Annotated in this window: 14 protein-coding genes; 5 read left to right on the top strand and 9 right to left on the bottom strand. The window is 70.0% G+C overall.

The features are described 5' to 3' along the window. Positions 1–146 precede the first annotated feature (146 nt). Positions 147–6,362 carry a DNRLRE domain-containing protein gene (locus tag ACFW9Z_RS28795; RefSeq protein WP_384645595.1) on the bottom strand — a complete coding sequence of 2,072 codons (6,216 nt, stop codon included), beginning with the start codon at positions 6,360–6,362 and terminating at the stop codon, positions 147–149. 403 nt (positions 6,363–6,765) lie between these two features. On the opposite strand from ACFW9Z_RS28795, the gene ACFW9Z_RS28790 reads away from it, so the two are divergent. Next, entirely contained in the window at positions 6,766–7,941 is a 1,176-nt protein-coding gene (locus ACFW9Z_RS28790; protein WP_384645510.1) for a sensor histidine kinase, read from the top strand. Positions 7,942–8,065: 124 nt separating this feature from the next. Here the strand turns inward: ACFW9Z_RS28790 and tuf are convergent, their stop codons facing one another. The 4 genes from tuf to rpsL form a co-directional block, all read right to left on the bottom strand. Beyond that, on the bottom strand, positions 8,066–9,259 hold the full coding sequence (gene tuf / locus ACFW9Z_RS28785; RefSeq protein ID WP_018490814.1) for an elongation factor Tu: 1,194 nt from the start codon (positions 9,257–9,259) through the stop codon (positions 8,066–8,068). A 157-nt stretch (positions 9,260–9,416) separates the two neighbouring features. Next, on the bottom strand, positions 9,417–11,546 hold the full coding sequence (gene fusA / locus ACFW9Z_RS28780) for an elongation factor G (protein ID WP_384645509.1): 2,130 nt from the start codon (positions 11,544–11,546) through the stop codon (positions 9,417–9,419). A gap of 38 nt (positions 11,547–11,584) precedes the next feature. Next, positions 11,585–12,055, bottom strand: a complete 471-nt coding sequence (gene rpsG / locus ACFW9Z_RS28775; protein ID WP_003966970.1) for a 30S ribosomal protein S7 — start codon at positions 12,053–12,055, stop codon at positions 11,585–11,587. A 2-nt stretch (positions 12,056–12,057) separates the two neighbouring features. Then, positions 12,058–12,429 (bottom strand): 30S ribosomal protein S12, encoded by a 372-nt coding sequence (gene rpsL / locus ACFW9Z_RS28770; protein WP_003948652.1) that lies wholly within the window; start codon positions 12,427–12,429, stop codon positions 12,058–12,060. 461 nt (positions 12,430–12,890) lie between these two features. Between rpsL and ACFW9Z_RS28765 the strand changes: the two genes are divergently transcribed. Further along, a complete protein-coding gene (locus tag ACFW9Z_RS28765; protein ID WP_384645508.1) occupies positions 12,891–13,160 on the top strand; it encodes a hypothetical protein in 270 nt (89 codons plus the stop codon). An 85-nt stretch (positions 13,161–13,245) separates the two neighbouring features. On the opposite strand, the gene ACFW9Z_RS28760 is transcribed toward ACFW9Z_RS28765, so the two are convergent. The 4 genes from ACFW9Z_RS28760 to ACFW9Z_RS28745 all read right to left on the bottom strand — a co-directional run bounded on the left by ACFW9Z_RS28760 (position 13,246) and on the right by ACFW9Z_RS28745 (position 15,631). Then, the gene (locus ACFW9Z_RS28760; RefSeq protein ID WP_384645507.1) at positions 13,246–13,638 is read right to left on the bottom strand and encodes a DUF3592 domain-containing protein; all 393 of its coding nucleotides are present in this window, start codon (positions 13,636–13,638) and stop codon (positions 13,246–13,248) included. A 34-nt stretch (positions 13,639–13,672) separates the two neighbouring features. Continuing rightward, positions 13,673–14,074 (bottom strand): hypothetical protein, encoded by a 402-nt coding sequence (locus ACFW9Z_RS28755; protein WP_384645506.1) that lies wholly within the window; start codon positions 14,072–14,074, stop codon positions 13,673–13,675. Between the two features lie 197 nt (positions 14,075–14,271). Continuing rightward, positions 14,272–15,042, bottom strand: coding sequence for a hypothetical protein (locus ACFW9Z_RS28750; protein WP_384645505.1), 771 nt, complete (start codon positions 15,040–15,042; stop codon positions 14,272–14,274). A gap of 109 nt (positions 15,043–15,151) precedes the next feature. Then, positions 15,152–15,631, bottom strand: coding sequence for a helix-turn-helix transcriptional regulator (locus ACFW9Z_RS28745; protein WP_384645504.1), 480 nt, complete (start codon positions 15,629–15,631; stop codon positions 15,152–15,154). Positions 15,632–15,823: 192 nt separating this feature from the next. Here ACFW9Z_RS28745 and ACFW9Z_RS28740 point away from each other — a divergent pair, with 192 nt between their 5' ends. The 3 genes from ACFW9Z_RS28740 to ACFW9Z_RS28730 all read left to right on the top strand — a co-directional run bounded on the left by ACFW9Z_RS28740 (position 15,824) and on the right by ACFW9Z_RS28730 (position 17,352). Next, complete coding sequence (locus ACFW9Z_RS28740) at positions 15,824–16,093, top strand: WhiB family transcriptional regulator (protein ID WP_384645503.1); 270 nt, start codon at positions 15,824–15,826, stop codon at positions 16,091–16,093. Between the two features lie 216 nt (positions 16,094–16,309). Then, the gene (locus ACFW9Z_RS28735; RefSeq protein ID WP_384645502.1) at positions 16,310–17,134 is read left to right on the top strand and encodes a hypothetical protein; all 825 of its coding nucleotides are present in this window, start codon (positions 16,310–16,312) and stop codon (positions 17,132–17,134) included. Beyond that, on the top strand, positions 17,131–17,352 hold the full coding sequence (locus ACFW9Z_RS28730) for a hypothetical protein (RefSeq protein WP_384645501.1): 222 nt from the start codon (positions 17,131–17,133) through the stop codon (positions 17,350–17,352). Before ACFW9Z_RS28735 ends, ACFW9Z_RS28730 begins: the two co-directional genes overlap by 4 nt. The last annotated feature ends 52 nt before the right edge of the window (positions 17,353–17,404 follow it).

Here is a 17,404-nt window from a genome sequence, read left to right as displayed (position 1 = left end):
TGTTCTCCTTGCGGGGGGGCGTAAATCTATATAACATCCCCCGTGGCGGGGGGGGGGGGGGGGGGGCCCCCCCCCCCCCCCCCCCCCCACCACTGCTGGGTATTGCTAGATCCGGCGCGGGATCCGGAACATACCTCGGTCAGGGGCTAGCTGAAGCACTTGCGCCTCTTCGCGTAGTAGGCCGCTCCGAACGCGGCACCGGCTCCGACAGCCGCGTCGGACCGCCAGCTCGCGTTGCTCCGGTAGGTGGTCAAGCTGCCGATTCCGGCGAAGCTGGCCGCGCAGACGCCACCCCTCGCCACCTGACCAACCGCGCGACGGTTGACGTAGCGGTTCACCGACCTCACCCGAGGGGCCGCGTGCTTGGCCTTCCTGAACGACTGGACGGTCCGGTAGGTGCGAACGGCACGAATGCCCCACGCCACCGTTCCGACGACGGGGATGAAGCTGACGGCCGCGAGCGCGATGTCCCACTTGTACTTCTTGACGAAGCGCTTGGCCGCGCCCCACTTCTTCCTCCAGCTCCACCTGCCGTCCAGGTCGAAACGGTTGAGCGGGTCCGCGTGCGCGTACTCGTAGGCGTTCAGGTTGCCCCCGTACACCGGGTCCACCGACAGGAAACGGCCGGTGGCCGGGTTGTAGAGGCGCACGCCCATGAGCGTGAGGCCCGTCAGGGTCTCGGTGGAGCGCTGCTTGGCGCCCAGCCAGGTGTAGCGGGTGGCTTCCTGGCCCTCGCGGGGGTTGCCGTACTCGTCGCTGTCCAGGGCGACCGGAGCCCTCTCCGGGTCCAGCGGGAGCTGGAGGGCCACGTCACCGTGGACGGTGGAGAGCTGGAGCACCGTGTCGCCGGTCTTGGACGTGGTGGCCGCGAGGTCGCCCGAGGCGGCCTCTACGTTGCGGCTCAGCACCCCGGTGCCGGTGTCCTCCACGACCCAGCGCGGGTTGTCGCCGTCGCCGTCGTAGTGGTTGAGCTTGGAGCCGGTACGGGTCCAGGTGGTGCCCGAGCCCGTCTCCACCGTCCAGGAGCGGAAGCGCAGTCCGGCGTCGAGCTCCCAGGTCTGGCGCTGGTCGCCCGCCGTCTGCCGGTGGACCAGATCGTTGGCGTAGTAGCCGATGGTGCTGCCCGGCAGCGCGGTGGTGCGGCCGAAGGCATCGTAGGTGTAGCCGGACCCGATGAGCCGGTCGGCGCTGTCGTAGGTGTAGGTGGTGGAGGTGGCTCCCGTGGAGGTGCAGTCGGCGCCGGGGGCGGCGGCCGACGTGGACAGGGACGTGCGGTTGGTGCGCTTGTCGAAGGTGTAGGCGCGGCGGGTGCAGACCTCGCCGGCCGTGTCGTCCACGCCGGTGAGCCGGCCCGCCCGGTCGTAGCGGTAGGTCTGGCTGGACCAGCCCTGGTGGCCGGTCACCTGTCCGTGGACGGACTCGCTGACCCGGTCGCTGAAGACGGTGGTGCCGTCGCTGTCACGTGTGTAGACACGCGATGCGGTGGAGCCGGTGGTGTCTTCGGTGACGTTCAGCGTGTAGCCGCCGGGCAGCTTCTCGGTGGCGACCGACCCGTCGGAGTCGTACGTCGCCGAGAAGGCCCCGGCGACCGAGTCCGTGGTCCGCGTGGCCAGACCGCGCGGCTCGGCCGCGTGGTCGTAGGTGTAGGTCACGGTGGACGGGACCGAGTCGGTGACCTTGATCTTCCGGTCGAGCAGGTCGTACTCGGTCTTCGTGACCCCGCCGTCGGCGTCGGTGTAGGAGATCAGACGGCCGAGCTGGTCGTACGCCTTGGTGATCGTCCCACCGGTGGGCGAGACGACCTTGGTGACCTGCCCGGTGGCCGCGTCGTACTCGGTGGTGGTCTCCGGGACCCCCTGGCCGAGCCCGCCCGCGGTCTTCGAGAAGACCGGGCGGCCCACGCCGTCGTACGTCGTCGTGGTCGTCCGGTACACCCCGCCGACCTCGTCGGTGACGGTGGCCGGGTTGCCCCAGCGGTCGTACTCCGTGGTGGTGTTCACCAGCTTGTTCGGCTGCGAGCCGCCGCCGGTGATGTCACCCGCCGGTCCCGTCCAGCACACCCGGTCCGCCCACTCCGGGCGCCCCTTGCACCAGCCGGTACCGGTCGCCGACCAGTACTCCGTGATCCGGGTGGCGGCGTCGCCGCCCGTCCCGCCGGGCAGCACCTGGGAGGTGATCCGGCCCTGGCCGTCGTAACCGGTCGTCGTGGTCAGGCCGAGACCGCCGGCGTCCTTGGTGGTGAGGGTGGGCAGGCCCTTGGCCCAGTCGTACTGGACGGACTCGACCCGCTTCTCCCCCATGGCGGAGTAGTAGTCGCGGACCCGGGCGCCGGTGACGGTCAGGGTGACCTGGTCCCTGACCATGGCCGTGCCGTCGGTCGGGCGGCCCTCGTCGTACTCCTTCACCGTCCACGACCGGGCCGGGACCGAGGTGCCGGAGGTGACCAGGACGGTGCTGCCCTCCTTGAGGTCCTCGGTCAGGTCCACCCGGCGGATCGGGCCGAACTCCTCCACCTCCCGGACCCCGCGCTCGTCGTAGGTGGACGTGGTGGACAGGAGCTGGGCCCGTTCGGCGGCCGAGCGGGCGACGATGCCGAGGTCGGTGAGCACGTCCTGCTCGTCCGCCGTGGCGCCGAGAGCCAGCGCCCGGTTGCCCGCGGTCAGCTCACGGACGGTGTTGCCGAAGCGGTCGTACTCGGTGGTGGAGATGTGACCGCCGGGCGTGGCCGAGTTGACCGTACGGCCCGAGGCGTTGAGGTAGGTCACCGTGGCGCGCCGGTAGGCGCCGGATGCCAGGTCATCGGCGTCGTGCGAGGCCGGGACGGCGTCGGCGGGGAAGACGGCGGTGGCGTCCGTGGGGTGGTCGAGCTGGCCCCAGACCGCCACGGAACCCGCACCCATGGCGTACGGCGCCTTGGCGCCGGTGAGCGGGACACCGTAGACGACGCTGGTGACCGCGTTGCCCTCGACCGTGTTGGCGGTGCCCTGCTTGAGTGCCTGCCGGGAAGCGCTCAGCAGCATCCCGTCGCCGGGGGCCGTACCGGCTCCGGCGTTGCCGTAGGTGAAGGTGTACGGGAGCTGGCTCTGCTGCTGCATCCAGGTGACCCGGCCCCCGTAGTACGCGTACTGCGTCTGGGAGGCCTGGCTCAGCCGGGGGTCCCACTGCTGGCGCAGGCTCCCGTTGGAGTCGTAGCGGTAGGTCGCCACCGTGGTGGCCGTGGCGGCGGAGGCTCCGGGGCTGGTGGCCCAGACGCGGATCTCGCGGACCTGGCCGGTGAAGTCGCCGAACTGGGCGTTGGTCTCCGTGCCGGTGGCAGTGGTGGTGGTCGCGTAGACGAACTCCAGGACCTTGCAGCCCTTGGTCGCGGGCGTCGTCTCGCACGCGGCCGTGGTGGCGGCCGTGGTCGGGGCGATGATCCGCTTCGGGCGGGCCAGCTTCTTGCCGGCGACCGTGACGGTCTCGGAGACCACCTTGGTCGTGGAGTTCGTCAGGCCGTCGTCCAGGACGCTGGAGAGCTGCCAGGTGGTCGCCGCGGCGTCCGCCTTGGCGAAGGTGGTGACCGTCCCCTCGGTGTCGGAGAGCGTGAACGTGCCGCTCACACTGCCCTTGAGGGTCAGGTCCTCGGAGCCGGGCTCCGGGATCCACCCGTTCTTCGCCGCGTTCGCGGTGAAGTGGATCGCGTCGCCCTCCTCCAGCACCACGTCGACCGCGGTGTCGGAGACGCGCCGGACGTGGCTGTAGTCGGACTCCGTGGCCTCGGCGGCGGTGCCGGAGACCCACTCCTTGCCGAAGATCGCGGCCTGGCCCTCCTGGTCGGCGCCCCGGTTCGGGGTGCGCGAGGCGGCCGTGCGCGACACCGACAGGTCGAAGAGCGACACGTCGGTCTCGGAGAGCGTGTAGTTGCCGGTCAGCAGGTTGACCGAGCCCGGACCCACCTCGCTGGTGGCCGCGCCGTCCGCGTTGCGGTCGACGACCGCGGTCAGCGGCATCGTGCTGCTGGTCGCGGAGTTCGGGCCGGTGAAGTCGGCCTTGAGCTGGACGGTGCCGTCCGGGTCGACGGTGCTGGTGGCGTTCCACACCAGCGGTGCGTTCCTGCCGTTCGTCAGCGGGACGGGCCAGGCCGTCAGCGCGCTGCCGCCGGAGGTGACGTGCCCGGCGGGGATCCGCACCCAGGGGTCGGCCTCGGAGCGGCGCCAGGAGAAGGAGACGGCGTTGTACTTGCCGGCCTCCGCCTCGGCGACCAGCGGCAGCCGGCGCGCGGTCCGCTCACCCTCCGAGGGCTGGACGAAGCCGCCCGAACCGGCGTGGAAGAGGTACTCCAGCGCCTCGGACTTGTTGTCCGCCCGGTCGACGGAGCGCACCTGGAGGGTGTGGCTGCCGTTCTTCGGCGGGGTGAGGGTGATCGTCCTGTTCGCGGAGGTACCGCCGGCGGCGACCTTGGTCCAGGTCACGCCGTCGAGGGACCACTCGAACCAGTTGTGGTCGGATCCGCTCGGCGGAGTGACCGTGAAGGTGCCCGGCTGCCCCTCGCCCTTGACCCACTGCCCCGGGGGGTAGTCCGTGGAGGCGATCTTCGCCGGGGCGGACGGGGCCTTGGTGTCGACCGTGAAGGTCTTCCAGGCCGACCAGCCGGTGTTGTAGTGCGTGCCGTCATAGGGGCTCGTACGGAACTTGTACGTCTTCCCCTCGGCCAGCACCCCCGCCGGCACGGTCACCGAAGCGGCCTGCCCGGAGGCCACGAACTTCGACACGATCGGGGAGCCGACCTGCTTGTCGGTGGCACTGTCGAAGATCTGGAAGGTGCCGTTGACCTTGTCACCGTCCGCGTCGACGAAGGTGTCGCGCAGGGTCGGGGTCAGGGTGTTGACCATGTAGGCGCCGGAATAGGAGAAGAACGGCGGTCCCGCCTCCTGCTTGGTGCCCGTGCGCGGCCGGAAGTTGTACGTCACCGACAGCTTCGGCGGGTTCTTCGCGGCGTTGGCGGAGTTCACCCGCTTCCACTGGGCGACCGTGGTCTCGCTCTTCGCCCGGATGCCCAGGTGGCCGCGGGTGGCCTTGGCCGCGGCCCACTCCTGGGCCAGCGTGGTCACGTTCGCGTTGATCCAGCCGTCCGGCTGCGAGGTACAGGCGGCGTTGCCCCGCGTCTCGGTGGACTCCGCCTTCAGCGCGGTCATCGTCGGCCGGTTGGTCCACCGGCTGGCCGTCGTCGCGGCGGGCGAGGACCAGACCTGCCACGGCTGTGCGGCGCAGGTGGTGTTGGCCGAGTGGAAGTTCCACAGGCTCAGCTTGGCGCTGGAGACCAGGGCGTCGGCGATCGGCGCGGTGTTCCAGGTGATGAAGGACTGGGCGGTACGGGGCGTGCCGTTCGCGTTCGTCGTACCGGGGTTGCCGAAGTCGAGCTCGACATCGGTGGACCAGTCGCGGGTCTCGCCCTGCTGGACGTACGTGTCGAAGACGTTCGACAGCGAGGAGGTGGACGGGTCCACGGTGACCGGGTACTTCGTCTCCGGGTCGGCGAGGAACTCCGCGTCCGGGGTGACGACCAGGTCGACAGCGCCCCTCCTGGGCACCACCTTCATCGCCACCGGCACCCGGCGGGTGCGCTCGCCGGAGACCTTGTCGACGGTGGCGTCCCACATCACCGGGGCGGGCATCACGGCCCGCTTGCCGTTCTTCCGGTCGGTGAACAGCACGCTGCCGTCCGCCTGCTCCTTGGCCGTCAGGCCCTTGGCCTTGAGCGGCAGGGTGTACGAGTAGCCCTCGGCCGGACGCTTCTTGATCTCGACGTACTGCTCGAAGCCCGTACGGGTCGCCTCGACGATCACGTCCGCGCCGGGCAGCGCCTCGGGGTAGGTGGCGCGCGTCCCGTCCAGTTCGGGGGCGGGCAGTCCGCCCTTCCACTGGAGGGTGATCCGCTCGTCGCCCTCGCCGAGGGTGACCAGGTCGCGTGCGGGGGCCTTGTCCGCCTCGCGCAGCGAGCGCGGCAGCGTACCGCCCCTGCCCGCCAGGCTCAGGCCGTTCGGGTGGGCCTTGGCCTCGACGCCGTCGGCCGTCTCGCGGAGTTCGACATCGATGTCGGTCCAGGCGCCGTTCTCCTCGAAGCGGACCGGACCGGCCGTCAGCTCGGTGGTGAGCGAACCGTCCTTGTTCACCCACGTCGTGGAGGTCTCGGTGCGCTCGGAGAGCGCCTCCACCCGCTTGCCGTGCAGCTTGGCGGCAACCTTCGCCGACAGGATGTCCGCAGCCTCGCGGGGCCCCTCGGAGACCGGCTTCTCCTCGGCCGGAGCCTTTTGGGCCTGCTGGGTGAGGGCCACGGCCTGGCCGCTCTCCGTCACCAGGGCCATCTCCACCGCGAGCACCATGGCCGCGCCGAGGGCGATCCGCGGCAGAAGTCGTCTTCGCCGCTGCAGGGCCAACGATGAGCCCTCCCACGCCTGGGCGGGAGGTATGTGCTCCGACACTTTCAGCAACTCTCTGTTGTAGTGGGCATGAAACAGAGGTGATCCAAGCAAGGAGGCCGATGGAGAAGAAGTGAAGGTTTCACGAAAGCCGGGAGTTCACGGCCTGTGGGCACCCGGATGTCCGGCGGGAGCCGGGCCATGGGGCATGGCTCACGGGGCAGACGTCCTGAGGAGCGTCGCGGCTACGGGAGAATCGACCGGTGCCGGGACACAAGCCAAAAGAAGAACCGGTGCCGGCGCACAAGCCAAAAGAAGAACCGGTGCCGGCGCACAAGCCAAAAGAAGAGAGCGCGGGGAGAAACGGATGAGGCGTCCAGCACGCCTGGGAGCGGGGGCGCCGCAGGGCGCCGGGGTGGCCTTCGGAGCGCTGATCGTCCTGGTGGTCGGCTCGCTCTCCCTCGTCGCCCTGGATGTGGCGGCCTCACCGCTCGGCAAGCGCACGGTGGTCGCCGGGCTGACCGTGCTGGTGCTGATGCCCGCGGTGATGCTGGGCCAGTACGCGCCACCGCCGTACCGGCTGCCCTACCGCTGGCGGTGGGGGCTGCTGCTGGTCCAGGCGGTGCTGACCTACCTCCCGCTGCTGCTCTTCCACTACCGGTGGCTGAGCCTGCTGGGCTTCCTCGCCGGGGCCGTCCTGCTGACGCTGCCGCCGAACACCTCCGTACCGATCGCCCTGGCGGTCGGAGCCAGCGGGCCGCTGCTGGCCACCACCGGGCTGATCACCACCAACCGGAGCCCGCTCAGCATCCTCCTCGGTACGGCGATCACCGCGAGCACCGTCTTCGCGGTGGCCCACCTCGCCCTGCTCACGGCCCGGCTGCACGGCAGCAGGGAACACGCGGCACACCTGGCGGAGCAGCGGGAGCGGGCCCGGATGCAGCAGGACCTCCACGACCTGGTCGGCTCCTCGCTGACGGCGATCGCACTCCAGGGAGAGGCGGCGCTGCGCAGCGGGGACCCCGCCGCCGCCCCCGCACCGGAGCGGCGCGCGTTGGCCGAGATCATCTCGCTGGCCCGGCGGCTCCACGACGACGTGCGGTCGATCAGTCGGCCGGACGGCGGTGACCTCTCCCTCTCCGAGGAGCTGGCCCACGCCCAGCGGGTGCTCACCGCCTCCGGGGTGGAGGTGCGGACCGTGCTGCCGCCGAGGGCCGAGGCCGCTCCGGCGGTCGTGGGGTGCCTGCGCTTCGTCCTGCGCGAGGCCGTCGGGAACGTACTCCAGCACAGCCGCGCCACGCACTGCTCGATCACCCTGCGTACGGACGGGGCGGCGGCCCGGCTGACGGTCCGCAACGACGGCGCCGAGGCGGACGGGGCCGCCGCGCCGGAGTCCGGGCGGGACGGTACGGGGCTGGCGGGGCTCAGGGGCCGGGTCCTGGCGCTGGGCGGGGAGTTCACCGCCGGGGCCGAGGACGGGACCTTCACCCTGACGGCCACCGTGCCGTGGGCGGGGGCGGGGGCGATGGCGGCACGCCCGTAACGTACGGGGCCGCGTCCCCGGCCCCGTACCCCATGCATGGCGAAGGGCCCCGCACCTCTCACGAGGTGCGGGGCCCTTCTTGCGACTCAATGAGCCACCAGGTCAGCGATGACCAAGCAGAGAACTACTTGATGATCTTGGTGACCTGGCCGGCGCCCACGGTCCGGCCACCCTCACGGATGGCGAACTTCAGGCCCTCTTCCATGGCGACCGGCTGGATCAGCGCGACGTCCATGAGGGTGTTGTCACCCGGCATGACCATCTCGGTGCCCTCGGGAAGGGTCACGACGCCCGTCACGTCCGTGGTACGGAAGTAGAACTGCGGGCGGTAGTTGTTGAAGAACGGGGTGTGGCGGCCACCCTCGTCCTTCGACAGGATGTAGGACTGCGCCTGGAACTCGGTGTGCGGCGTGACCGAACCCGGCTTGATGATGACCTGGCCGCGCTCGACGTCCTCGCGCTTGATGCCACGGAGGAGCAGACCGACGTTCTCACCGGCCTGGCCCTCGTCGAGCAGCTTGCGGAACATCTCGATGCCGGTGACCGTGGTGGTGGTCTTCTCGGTCTTGATACCGACGATGTCGACGGTCTCGTTGACCTTGAGGACACCACGCTCGATGCGGCCGGTGACGACCGTACCGCGACCGGTGATCGTGAAGACGTCCTCGATCGGCATGAGGAACGGCTTCTCGACGTCACGCTCGGGCTGCGGGATGGACTCGTCCACGGCGGCCATCAGGTTCAGGACCGACTGGCCCCACTCCTTGTCGCCCTCGAGGGCCTTGAGCGCCGAGACCTTGACGACGGGAACGTCGTCGCCCGGGAACTCGTACTCGGAGAGGAGCTCACGGACCTCGAGCTCGACGAGCTCCAGGATCTCCTCGTCGTCCACCATGTCGGCCTTGTTCAGGGCGACGACGATGTACGGAACGCCGACCTGGCGGGCCAGGAGCACGTGCTCCTTGGTCTGCGGCATCGGGCCGTCGGTGGCGGCGACGACGAGGATGGCGCCGTCCATCTGCGCCGCACCCGTGATCATGTTCTTGATGTAGTCCGCGTGACCGGGGCAGTCGACGTGCGCGTAGTGACGCGACTCCGTCTGGTACTCGACGTGCGCGATGGAGATGGTGATACCGCGCTGGCGCTCTTCGGGAGCCTTGTCGATCTGGTCGAAGGCCGAGGCCTCGTTCAGGTCCGGGTACGCGTCGTGCAGCACCTTGGTAATGGCGGCCGTGAGGGTCGTCTTACCGTGGTCGATGTGACCGATGGTGCCGATGTTGACGTGGGGCTTAGTCCGCTCGAACTTTGCCTTCGCCACTGGGGTCCTCCTGAGTGGTTCTGTACGCCTTGCTTCATCGGCGCCAGGTGATCTTTGCTGGGGTGCCGGCGCCGGGGGCATACGGCACAGTGCTCGCGCGCTGTGCCGCATGCCCGCCCGGCTCCGGTGACAAGCCTAAAGCGTGAGCTCGGGAGAGTTACTCGCCCTTGGCCTTCGCGATGATCTCCTCGGCGACGTTCCGCGGAACCTCGGCGTAGGAGTCGAACTGCATCGAGTAGCTTGCGCGACCCGAGGTCTTGCTGCGGAGGTCTCCGACGTAGCCGAACATCTCCGAGAGGGGCACGAGGCCCTTCACGACGCGAGCGCCGCTGCGCTCCTCCATGGCCTGGATCTGGCCACGGCGGGAGTTGAGGTCGCCGATGACATCACCCATGTAGTCCTCGGGCGTGGTGACCTCGACGGCCATCATCGGCTCAAGGAGCACGGGAGAGGCCTTGCGGGCACCCTCCTTGAACGCCTGCGAACCGGCGATCTTGAAGGCGAGCTCCGAGGAGTCGACCTCGTGGTAACCACCGTCGAGAAGGGTGACGCGGACGCCGACCATCTCGTAACCGGCCAGGATGCCGAACTGCATGGCTTCCTGGGCACCCGCGTCCACCGAGGGAATGTACTCACGGGGGATGCGGCCACCGGTGACCTTGTTGACGAACTCGTACGAGGCGTCGCCACCCTCGATGGGCTCAAGGGCGATCTGCACCTTCGCGAACTGGCCGGTACCACCAGTCTGCTTCTTGTGCGTGTAGTCGATGCGCTCGACGGCCTTGCGGATCGTCTCGCGGTACGCGACCTGGGGCTTGCCGACGTTCGCCTCGACGCGGAACTCGCGCTTCATGCGGTCGACGAGCACCTCAAGGTGGAGCTCACCCATACCACCGATGATGGTCTGGCCGGTCTCCTCGTCGGAGTGCACCTGGAAGGAGGGGTCCTCCTCCGAGAGGCGCTGGATGGCGACACCCAGCTTCTCCTGGTCACCCTTGGACTTGGGCTCGATGGCGACCTGGATGACCGGCGCCGGGAAGTCCATGGACTCCAGGATGACCGGGTTCTTGTCGTCGCACAGCGTCTCACCGGTGGTGGTCTGCTTCAGGCCCATGACGGCGATGATGTCGCCGGCGCCCACCGACGCGATCTCCTCACGCTTGTTCGCGTGCATGCGGTAGATCTTGCCGATGCGCTCCTTCTTGCCCTTGACGGAGTTCAGCACCGCGGTGCCGGCCTCCAGGCGACCGGAGTAGATCCGGACGAAGGTGAGCTTGCCCAGGTGCGGGTCGCTCGCGATCTTGAACGCCAGGCCGGAGAACGGCTCGTCGTCCGAGGGCTTGCGCGAGATGACCTTCTCCGGGTCCTTGACGTCGTGGCCCTCGATGGCCTCGACGTCCAGGGGGGAAGGCAGGTAGCGCACGACCGCGTCGAGCAGGGGCTGGACGCCCTTGTTCTTGAACGCGGTGCCACAGAACACCGGGGTGACGGTGACGGAGTCGGCACTGCCCTTGGAGGCCAGCGTGATGCGGCGGATCGCCTCGTGCAGCTGCTCCTGGGTGGGCTCGTTGCCCTCCAGGTACAGCTCCATCATGGCGTCGTCGTTCTCGGCGACGGCCTCAAGGAGCTTGCCGCGCCACTCGGTGGCGGACTCCTGGAGGTTCTCCGGGATGTCGACGATGTTGTACATCTCGCCCTTGGCGGCCTCTTCGGGGTACACGAAGGCCTTCATCGACACGAGGTCGACGACGCCCGTGAAGTCCGCTTCGGCGCCGATGGGGAGCTGCATGACGATCGGGGTCGCGCCGAGGCGGTCGATGATCATCTGGACGCAGCGGAAGAAGTCCGCACCGGTCCGGTCGAGCTTGTTGACGAAGCAGATACGCGGAACGCCGTAGCGGTCCGCCTGACGCCAGACGGTCTCGGACTGCGGCTCGACGCCCGCGACACCGTCGAACACGGTGACGGCACCGTCGAGGACGCGGAGCGAACGCTCCACCTCGACGGTGAAGTCGACGTGACCCGGGGTGTCGATGATGTTGATGGTGTGGTCAACATCGTTGAGCGGCCAGTGACAGGTCGTCGCGGCAGACGTGATCGTGATGCCGCGCTCCTGCTCCTGCTCCATCCAGTCCATCGTGGCAGCGCCGTCGTGGACTTCACCGATCTTGTAGCTCACACCGGTGTAGAAGAGGATCCGCTCAGTGGTGGTCGTCTTGCCCGCGTCGATGTGGGCCATGATCCCGATGTTGCGGACCTTGGCCAGGTCAAGCGAAGTGGTGGCCATATGGCTCAGTCTTCTCTCGGTCTCGATGGGGTAAGCGACTACCAGCGGTAGTGCGCGAAGGCCTTGTTGGACTCGGCCATCTTGTGGGTGTCCTCACGCTTCTTGACCGAAGCGCCGAGGCCGTTGGAGGCGTCGAGCAGTTCGTTCATGAGGCGCTCGGTCATGGTCTTCTCGCGACGGGCGCGGGAGTAACCGACGAGCCAGCGCAGCGCGAGGGTCGAGGCGCGACCGGGCTTGACCTCGATCGGCACCTGGTAGGTGGCGCCACCGACACGGCGGGACTTGACCTCAAGCGAGGGCTTGACGTTCTCAAGCGCGCGCTTCAGCGTGATGACCGGGTCGTTGCCGGTCTTCTCGCGGAGGCCTTCCATGGCGCCGTACACGATCCGCTCGGCGGTGGAACGCTTGCCGTCGAGCAGGATCTTGTTGATCAGCGAGGTGACAAGAGGAGAGCTGTAGACCGGGTCGATGATGACCGGGCGCTTCGGGGCGGGGCCCTTACGAGGCATTCTTACTTCTCCTTCTTGGCGCCGTAGCGGCTGCGGGCCTGCTTGCGGTTCTTGACACCCTGGGTGTCAAGGGAGCCGCGGATGATCTTGTAACGAACACCCGGCAGGTCCTTCACACGGCCACCACGCACGAGCACGATGGAGTGCTCCTGCAGGTTGTGTCCCTCACCCGGGATGTAGGCCGTGACCTCGATACCGGAGGTCAGACGCACACGCGCGACCTTACGGAGTGCCGAGTTCGGCTTCTTCGGGGTGGTCGTGAACACACGCGTGCAGACACCGCGACGCTGGGGCGAACCCTCAAGCGCGGGCGTCTTGTTCTTCTCGACCTTGTCCTGCCGGCCCTTCCGGACCAGCTGCTGGATCGTAGGCACTACTTCTCCGGTTTCTGTGTGCCGTTCGTGAAACTAACCTGGAACATCACCGACCCACGCGGTCGGGTGTGTCGAATACTGCAGGCTCCTGCCCTGGGGGCAGAAGGGGCGCAGATTGCGGTGGCCACCGACGAGCTCGCGGTGCGGTTGAGGACACGCACCGGAGCCCAGGCACACCCCAGGCACAAGGCTTGAGCGTACCTACCTCACGGAGCTGGGTCAAAACAAATGCTGTCCACCCCGACACGCCGGGCCCGCCGACCACCTGCGACGTCCTTCTGTGACGGCTGCGGCCCCTGGTGACCGACGCTCCGGAACGCTGCCGGATCCCGGCAACGAAGCAGCACGGAAACAGCGTGCTCAAGCCCTGCCGCCGCCCGCCACCCTGCCGGACAATGCTCATAGCCGACGACCAGCCGGCCCGGTCCCCGGGAACGGCCCGGCCCAAGGGGGGTCCACACGTGACAGCAGACCACCGCGAGCCCGTGTTCCGGACGCCGAGCGCGCTCGGCACCGACGTCAGACTGGCCGTCATCGAATACGGTGACGCCGCCTCCGCCTACGCCCCGGCCATGACCGCCCCCGGACTGCCGCAGTCCGTGGTCGACGACTACGCGATCGTCATCGACATCCTCGCCCTCGCCCGCAAGGTCCCGCTGCCCGACGTACCGCCCCTGCTCACCGTGGGCACCCACGCCCTGCTTCGGGTCCACCGGGCGCTGCTCGGCTGAGCCGACGGAGCGGGCGGCCGTCCCTGTCGCTCTGCTTCAGGGGTGGCCGCCCTTTCATGGCTTTCCGACGCGTCCGTACGTCACGTCACTCCATCACCAGCACGATCGCCCCGAGCACCACCAGGCCGGCGAACCCGAGGAGCATCATGACCTGGCGCGGCCGGGCCGGATCCCAGACCCGCAGCGGGACGAGGGCGGATCGCTCGGGGCGGGAGGGGTCGTAGAGGACCGGGTAGGTCCGGCCGGCCTCGCAGTAGCGCGGCGTCCAGGTCCGGTGGACCCCGCCCCGGGAATCGGTGAACTCCAGCCGATAGATCTTCCTGGACGTGCCCCATGTATGGCCGGTGCACACGGCGTCCGCCTCCGCCCCGCCGCGCCTGAGCCGCGCGAGGACGAGCAGCTCAAGAGCCCCGGACGCGATTCCGGCAAGCGCAAGCGAACCGGCGACGGCCAGGAGGACGAGCACGCCTATGAGCATGGCGGAACTTTACAGAGCCCGTGCCGGGTGAACGTCAGATCGCCTGGAGCCCGTTGAAGAGAAAAACCGCCGCGAGCGCGAAACACACCACGGCGAACCCGTAGCCGCCGGTCGCCTGGGCCTCGCCGTTGACCAGAGGGATCGCCTTCCCCTTGGGGTCGTACGTCACCTCCGCGGTCGCCCCGACCTGGATGGGGATGGAGGTGCTCACCGGCGTCGCCGCGACATGCTGACGCCCTTCCTCGTCGGTGTAATGGACGAGGCTCGCGACCAGCCCGCTGCCGGGCCTGAACCTCAGGTTGATACAGACCCCCTGGGTGTGTATCCCCCGCCCGCTCTGGACAAAGTCCTCGTGCCGCCAACGGAGGTGGGCGATCCGGACACCGAAGGCTGCCACGGCGAGCGCCATCACGGAGAAGAGAACAAACAGACCCATACGAAGACCAACGCCCGTCCATGATCGATGTACGTGCGGGACGACCGATCCTATGGGCCGCCCCCACGCCCCTTCCATTTCCATAAGTTCCACAAGCCTGTAGGCCCCTTTACCGGCCGGGGTCTTCGGCGCCTTCCCACCGGCCGGGGTCTTCCCACCGGCCGGGGCCTTCACTACCGGCCGGTGGGCCCGTCCCGTCACGGTCCCAGTCCGGGGCGGGGCAGGGCCTCCCGGTTCTCCCGGCCCTCCCGGTTCTCCCGGTCTCCCCGGTCCGTGCGGGGCACCTGGTCCCGGGGGTCGGGGCGGCCGGGACGGTGGACGGCCAGGCGCGGGATGGTGGGCGCCCGGGAGTTCCGGTTCTTCGCCACCAGGCCGGGGCCCGGCGGGGCGGATCGCGGTGGTGCGGGGGCGGAGGTGTCCGGGTGGTGTTCCGGTACGCCGTCGGGGCCGGGCCCGGCGCCTTCTGCGGGCTCTCCGGCTTCCGCCGCCTCTGCGGCTTCCACGGGACCCGGGGCGCTCCGATTCGGCGCGCCTTCCGTGGCGACGGGTGCGTCCTGCGGGAACGGGATGACGGCGGCCTGGCCCGGGGTGCGGCCGACGAGCCTCAGCCTGCGGTTCTGGGCGATGCGCCGCGCCTGCTCCAGAGCGGGCTCGTACTGGTCGGCGGCGTCGCGCCAGCCGTTCGCGTACGCCCGGAACTCGCGGCGCTCCAGCTCCGCCCGTAACAGGACGGCGACGTCGGCCGGAGGGTGGTTCTCCAGGTACGCGCCGAGGGTGGCGAGCAGATCGGAGAAGCCGTCGGGCGGTCCGGCCGGACCCGGGCCGGTACCGCTGTGCCCCGTCGATGCCCCGTGAGCGGGAAGGTCCGCTTCCCCGTCCTGTTCCGGGGGCGCCCCGTACACCGTCCCGCCCCCACACTCGCCGGGGGAGCCGCGCGCCGAGCGGGCGCGCTCTTCACCCTCGACCATGCACGGCCCACTTTCACGTCCCATCGGTCGCCCCGAATGGCATGGAGCCTGCATGGATGGGGGGACAGGCCAGAAAAATCATACTGGCCGCGCCCGCGCAGAAGTCCGGTCAGCCCTTCCCGGCACCCTTCACCGCAGCGGCCGAGCCGTACTCGGCCGCGCCCCGCCCGGAGTCCGTGTCCGCCGTCGGCAGGAACTGCGCCGCGACCCGGATGAACATGTCCCACTGGTCTCGCGGGACGCCGAGCCCGGCGGCAGCCTCCTCAAGGGTCAGCCGGCGGTGCGGCGCGGCGGCCCCGGACGCGCCGCCCCCGAGGTCCGGCAGCGGCAGGTCCTCCTCGGAGAGGCGGCCGGAGCGGATCAGCATGTCGCGCACCGGGACGCCCAGGACGTGCGCGAGCCGCCGGGTCGTCTCCAGGTCCGGCATGCTCTGCCCCTGGAGCAGCCGGGTGATGGCCGCGCGGTGCACGCCCGCCTCGTCGGCGAGCCGTGACTTGCCTCCGCCGCGCGGGCTGTCGATGTCGTATCCCCGTGCGCGGATCAGTTCCTCGATCCACGCCGTGAACTGGTCCAGTTCGCTGGCGGTCACAGGTGGTCGCCTCCCTCCAAGGCGCACCCAGACTAACGCGCTCGCGCGCACGGAATTACACGATTGCGCGCAAGCAATTGTAAGCATTCCGTGCAGAAGATCGACTCTTTTCAGTTGCGAGCCCACACGCAACATATCAGTGTGCGAGCTCGCAACATCTTGATCCGTCTCGGTCGTTCTGGGAGCACCGCCATGCCCGCACCCTCCGCAGTTCACGCCTCCGACGCCGGGGAGCCCACCGGCTGGCGTTCGGCCGCCGCATGCTCCGGCCTCTCCCCCGCCGTCGTCTTCGCCCGCCGGGTCGCAGACGCCGAACCGGCCCTGCGGGCCTGCGCCCGCTGTCCGGTGCAGCGGCGGTGCGAGGAGTCCGTGGCCCCCGCCGAGAGCTGGTTCGACGGGGTCAGCGCCGGACGGCTGTGGCGCAACGGCCGCCCGGTCACCCTCGACGGCCCACGGCGGTGACCGGTGACCACGGCCCGCGGCCCACGGCGTGACCGGTGACCACGGCCCGCGCGGGTGAGCGTCGTCGGCCCGGGTGGCCACGGCCGGTCCCCAGTAGCCACGCCGACCCCGCCGACCCGCCGATCACCACCGCCCGCCCCCGGCAGCCCCCGCCCGCCCCAGGACGAAACGCACCGCCGCCCCGATGACCGGAGCCGACCGCACACGGAGGACCCCATGACCCACCCCGCACCTTCCCCGCTCCGCGACGACGACGGAGACGGCGGCCCCGAAGGCGAGCGCGCCGCGCACGACGCCGGTCTCTGGGCCGAGACCCTGATCCGCCAATTCCCCGAACTGCTCACCGAACTCGCCCCGGGCCGGGGCTCCTTGATCGAGGAGCACCGCGCTCCCGGCCCGGCCGAGCGGGCGTTCCGCGCGGCCCGCGCCCGCGCGGAGCGACAGGAGGCGCTGCTGAACGAGCAGCGCCACGGCCTGTCGGTCCCGGGCCACTCCGCCGCTCCGGTACGGCTGTACGTGTCCGACGCCATCCGCGACATCACCGACGGTGTGGTCGAGCTGGAGGAGGCCGTCCTCGACCGGCTCGGCCTGGGCCGGCCGCGCCGCGCCCCGGTCCTGCGGCGCCTGCTCAACATCAGGCGCCTCCTCGGGCGCGTCGCCGGGGACCCCGTGCTGGCCGACCACGTACGGACCGAAATGCGCAGGCTGGCCAGGCGGTGCGCGAGGGCGCTCGGCGAGACGGAGACCGTGGTGCGGGTGGGCGGGCGGTGCCCGTGGTGCGACTCGGTCTCCCTGCGCGCCTTTCCCGAACAGCGGGCCGTGCTGTGCGTCAACCCCGCCTGCCGCTGCACCGACCCCGCGTGCGACTGCGTGAGCGACCCGGCCTTCCGCCACCTGTGGCCGGAAAACGCCTGGTGGGAGCTGATGCGGGCGGGCGGACCGGACGCCGTGGAGATCGCGGCGCGGATGTCGGACGGTGACGCGCCCCGGGACGATCCGGCTTCCGGGCAGGCCGCCCGCCGGACGGGGGTACGCCGATGAGCACCGGCCGGACCCGGCCCCGTACGCCGTCGGGGGAAGCGCTCGTCACCGGCGTCCTCGCGGCCCAGGAGGCGGATGTCGCTCCGGCGACCATCCGCAAATGGGTGCAGCTCGGGCATCTGACGGCGGCCGGACAGCGCGGACGGGCCCAGCTCTTCCGGCTGGAGGACGTGTTCGCCGCCGAACGGGCGGCGCGCAGGAGACCGCGTACTCCGTGACGGCGTGGGAGACGCGGGAGAAAGGGCGTCGGGCCGGCCACCCCCTGGAGGG

It is taken from the genome of Streptomyces sp. NPDC059452 (assembly GCF_042750035.1).
In the GTDB taxonomy this organism is placed as follows: Bacteria; Actinomycetota; Actinomycetes; order Streptomycetales; family Streptomycetaceae; genus Streptomyces.
Note: the sequence above shows the minus strand (reverse complement) of the source record. Positions and strands in the feature narration are given on the sequence as shown.

Excerpts from the sequence above, each read along its gene's own strand:
- ACFW9Z_RS28795 (WP_384645595.1), bottom strand. The coding sequence starts at position 6,362 with ATGGTGCTCGCGGTGGAGATGGCCCTGGTGACGGAGAGCGGCCAGGCC.
- ACFW9Z_RS28790 (WP_384645510.1), top strand. The coding sequence starts at position 6,766 with ATGAGGCGTCCAGCACGCCTGGGAGCGGGGGCGCCGCAGGGCGCCGGG.
- fusA (WP_384645509.1), bottom strand. The coding sequence starts at position 11,546 with ATGGCCACCACTTCGCTTGACCTGGCCAAGGTCCGCAACATCGGGATC.
- rpsG (WP_003966970.1), bottom strand. The coding sequence starts at position 12,055 with ATGCCTCGTAAGGGCCCCGCCCCGAAGCGCCCGGTCATCATCGACCCG.
- ACFW9Z_RS28760 (WP_384645507.1), bottom strand. The coding sequence starts at position 13,638 with ATGCTCATAGGCGTGCTCGTCCTCCTGGCCGTCGCCGGTTCGCTTGCG.
- ACFW9Z_RS28755 (WP_384645506.1), bottom strand. The coding sequence starts at position 14,074 with ATGGGTCTGTTTGTTCTCTTCTCCGTGATGGCGCTCGCCGTGGCAGCC.
- ACFW9Z_RS28750 (WP_384645505.1), bottom strand. The coding sequence starts at position 15,042 with ATGGTCGAGGGTGAAGAGCGCGCCCGCTCGGCGCGCGGCTCCCCCGGC.
- ACFW9Z_RS28740 (WP_384645503.1), top strand. The coding sequence starts at position 15,824 with ATGCCCGCACCCTCCGCAGTTCACGCCTCCGACGCCGGGGAGCCCACC.
- ACFW9Z_RS28735 (WP_384645502.1), top strand. The coding sequence starts at position 16,310 with ATGACCCACCCCGCACCTTCCCCGCTCCGCGACGACGACGGAGACGGC.
- ACFW9Z_RS28730 (WP_384645501.1), top strand. The coding sequence starts at position 17,131 with ATGAGCACCGGCCGGACCCGGCCCCGTACGCCGTCGGGGGAAGCGCTC.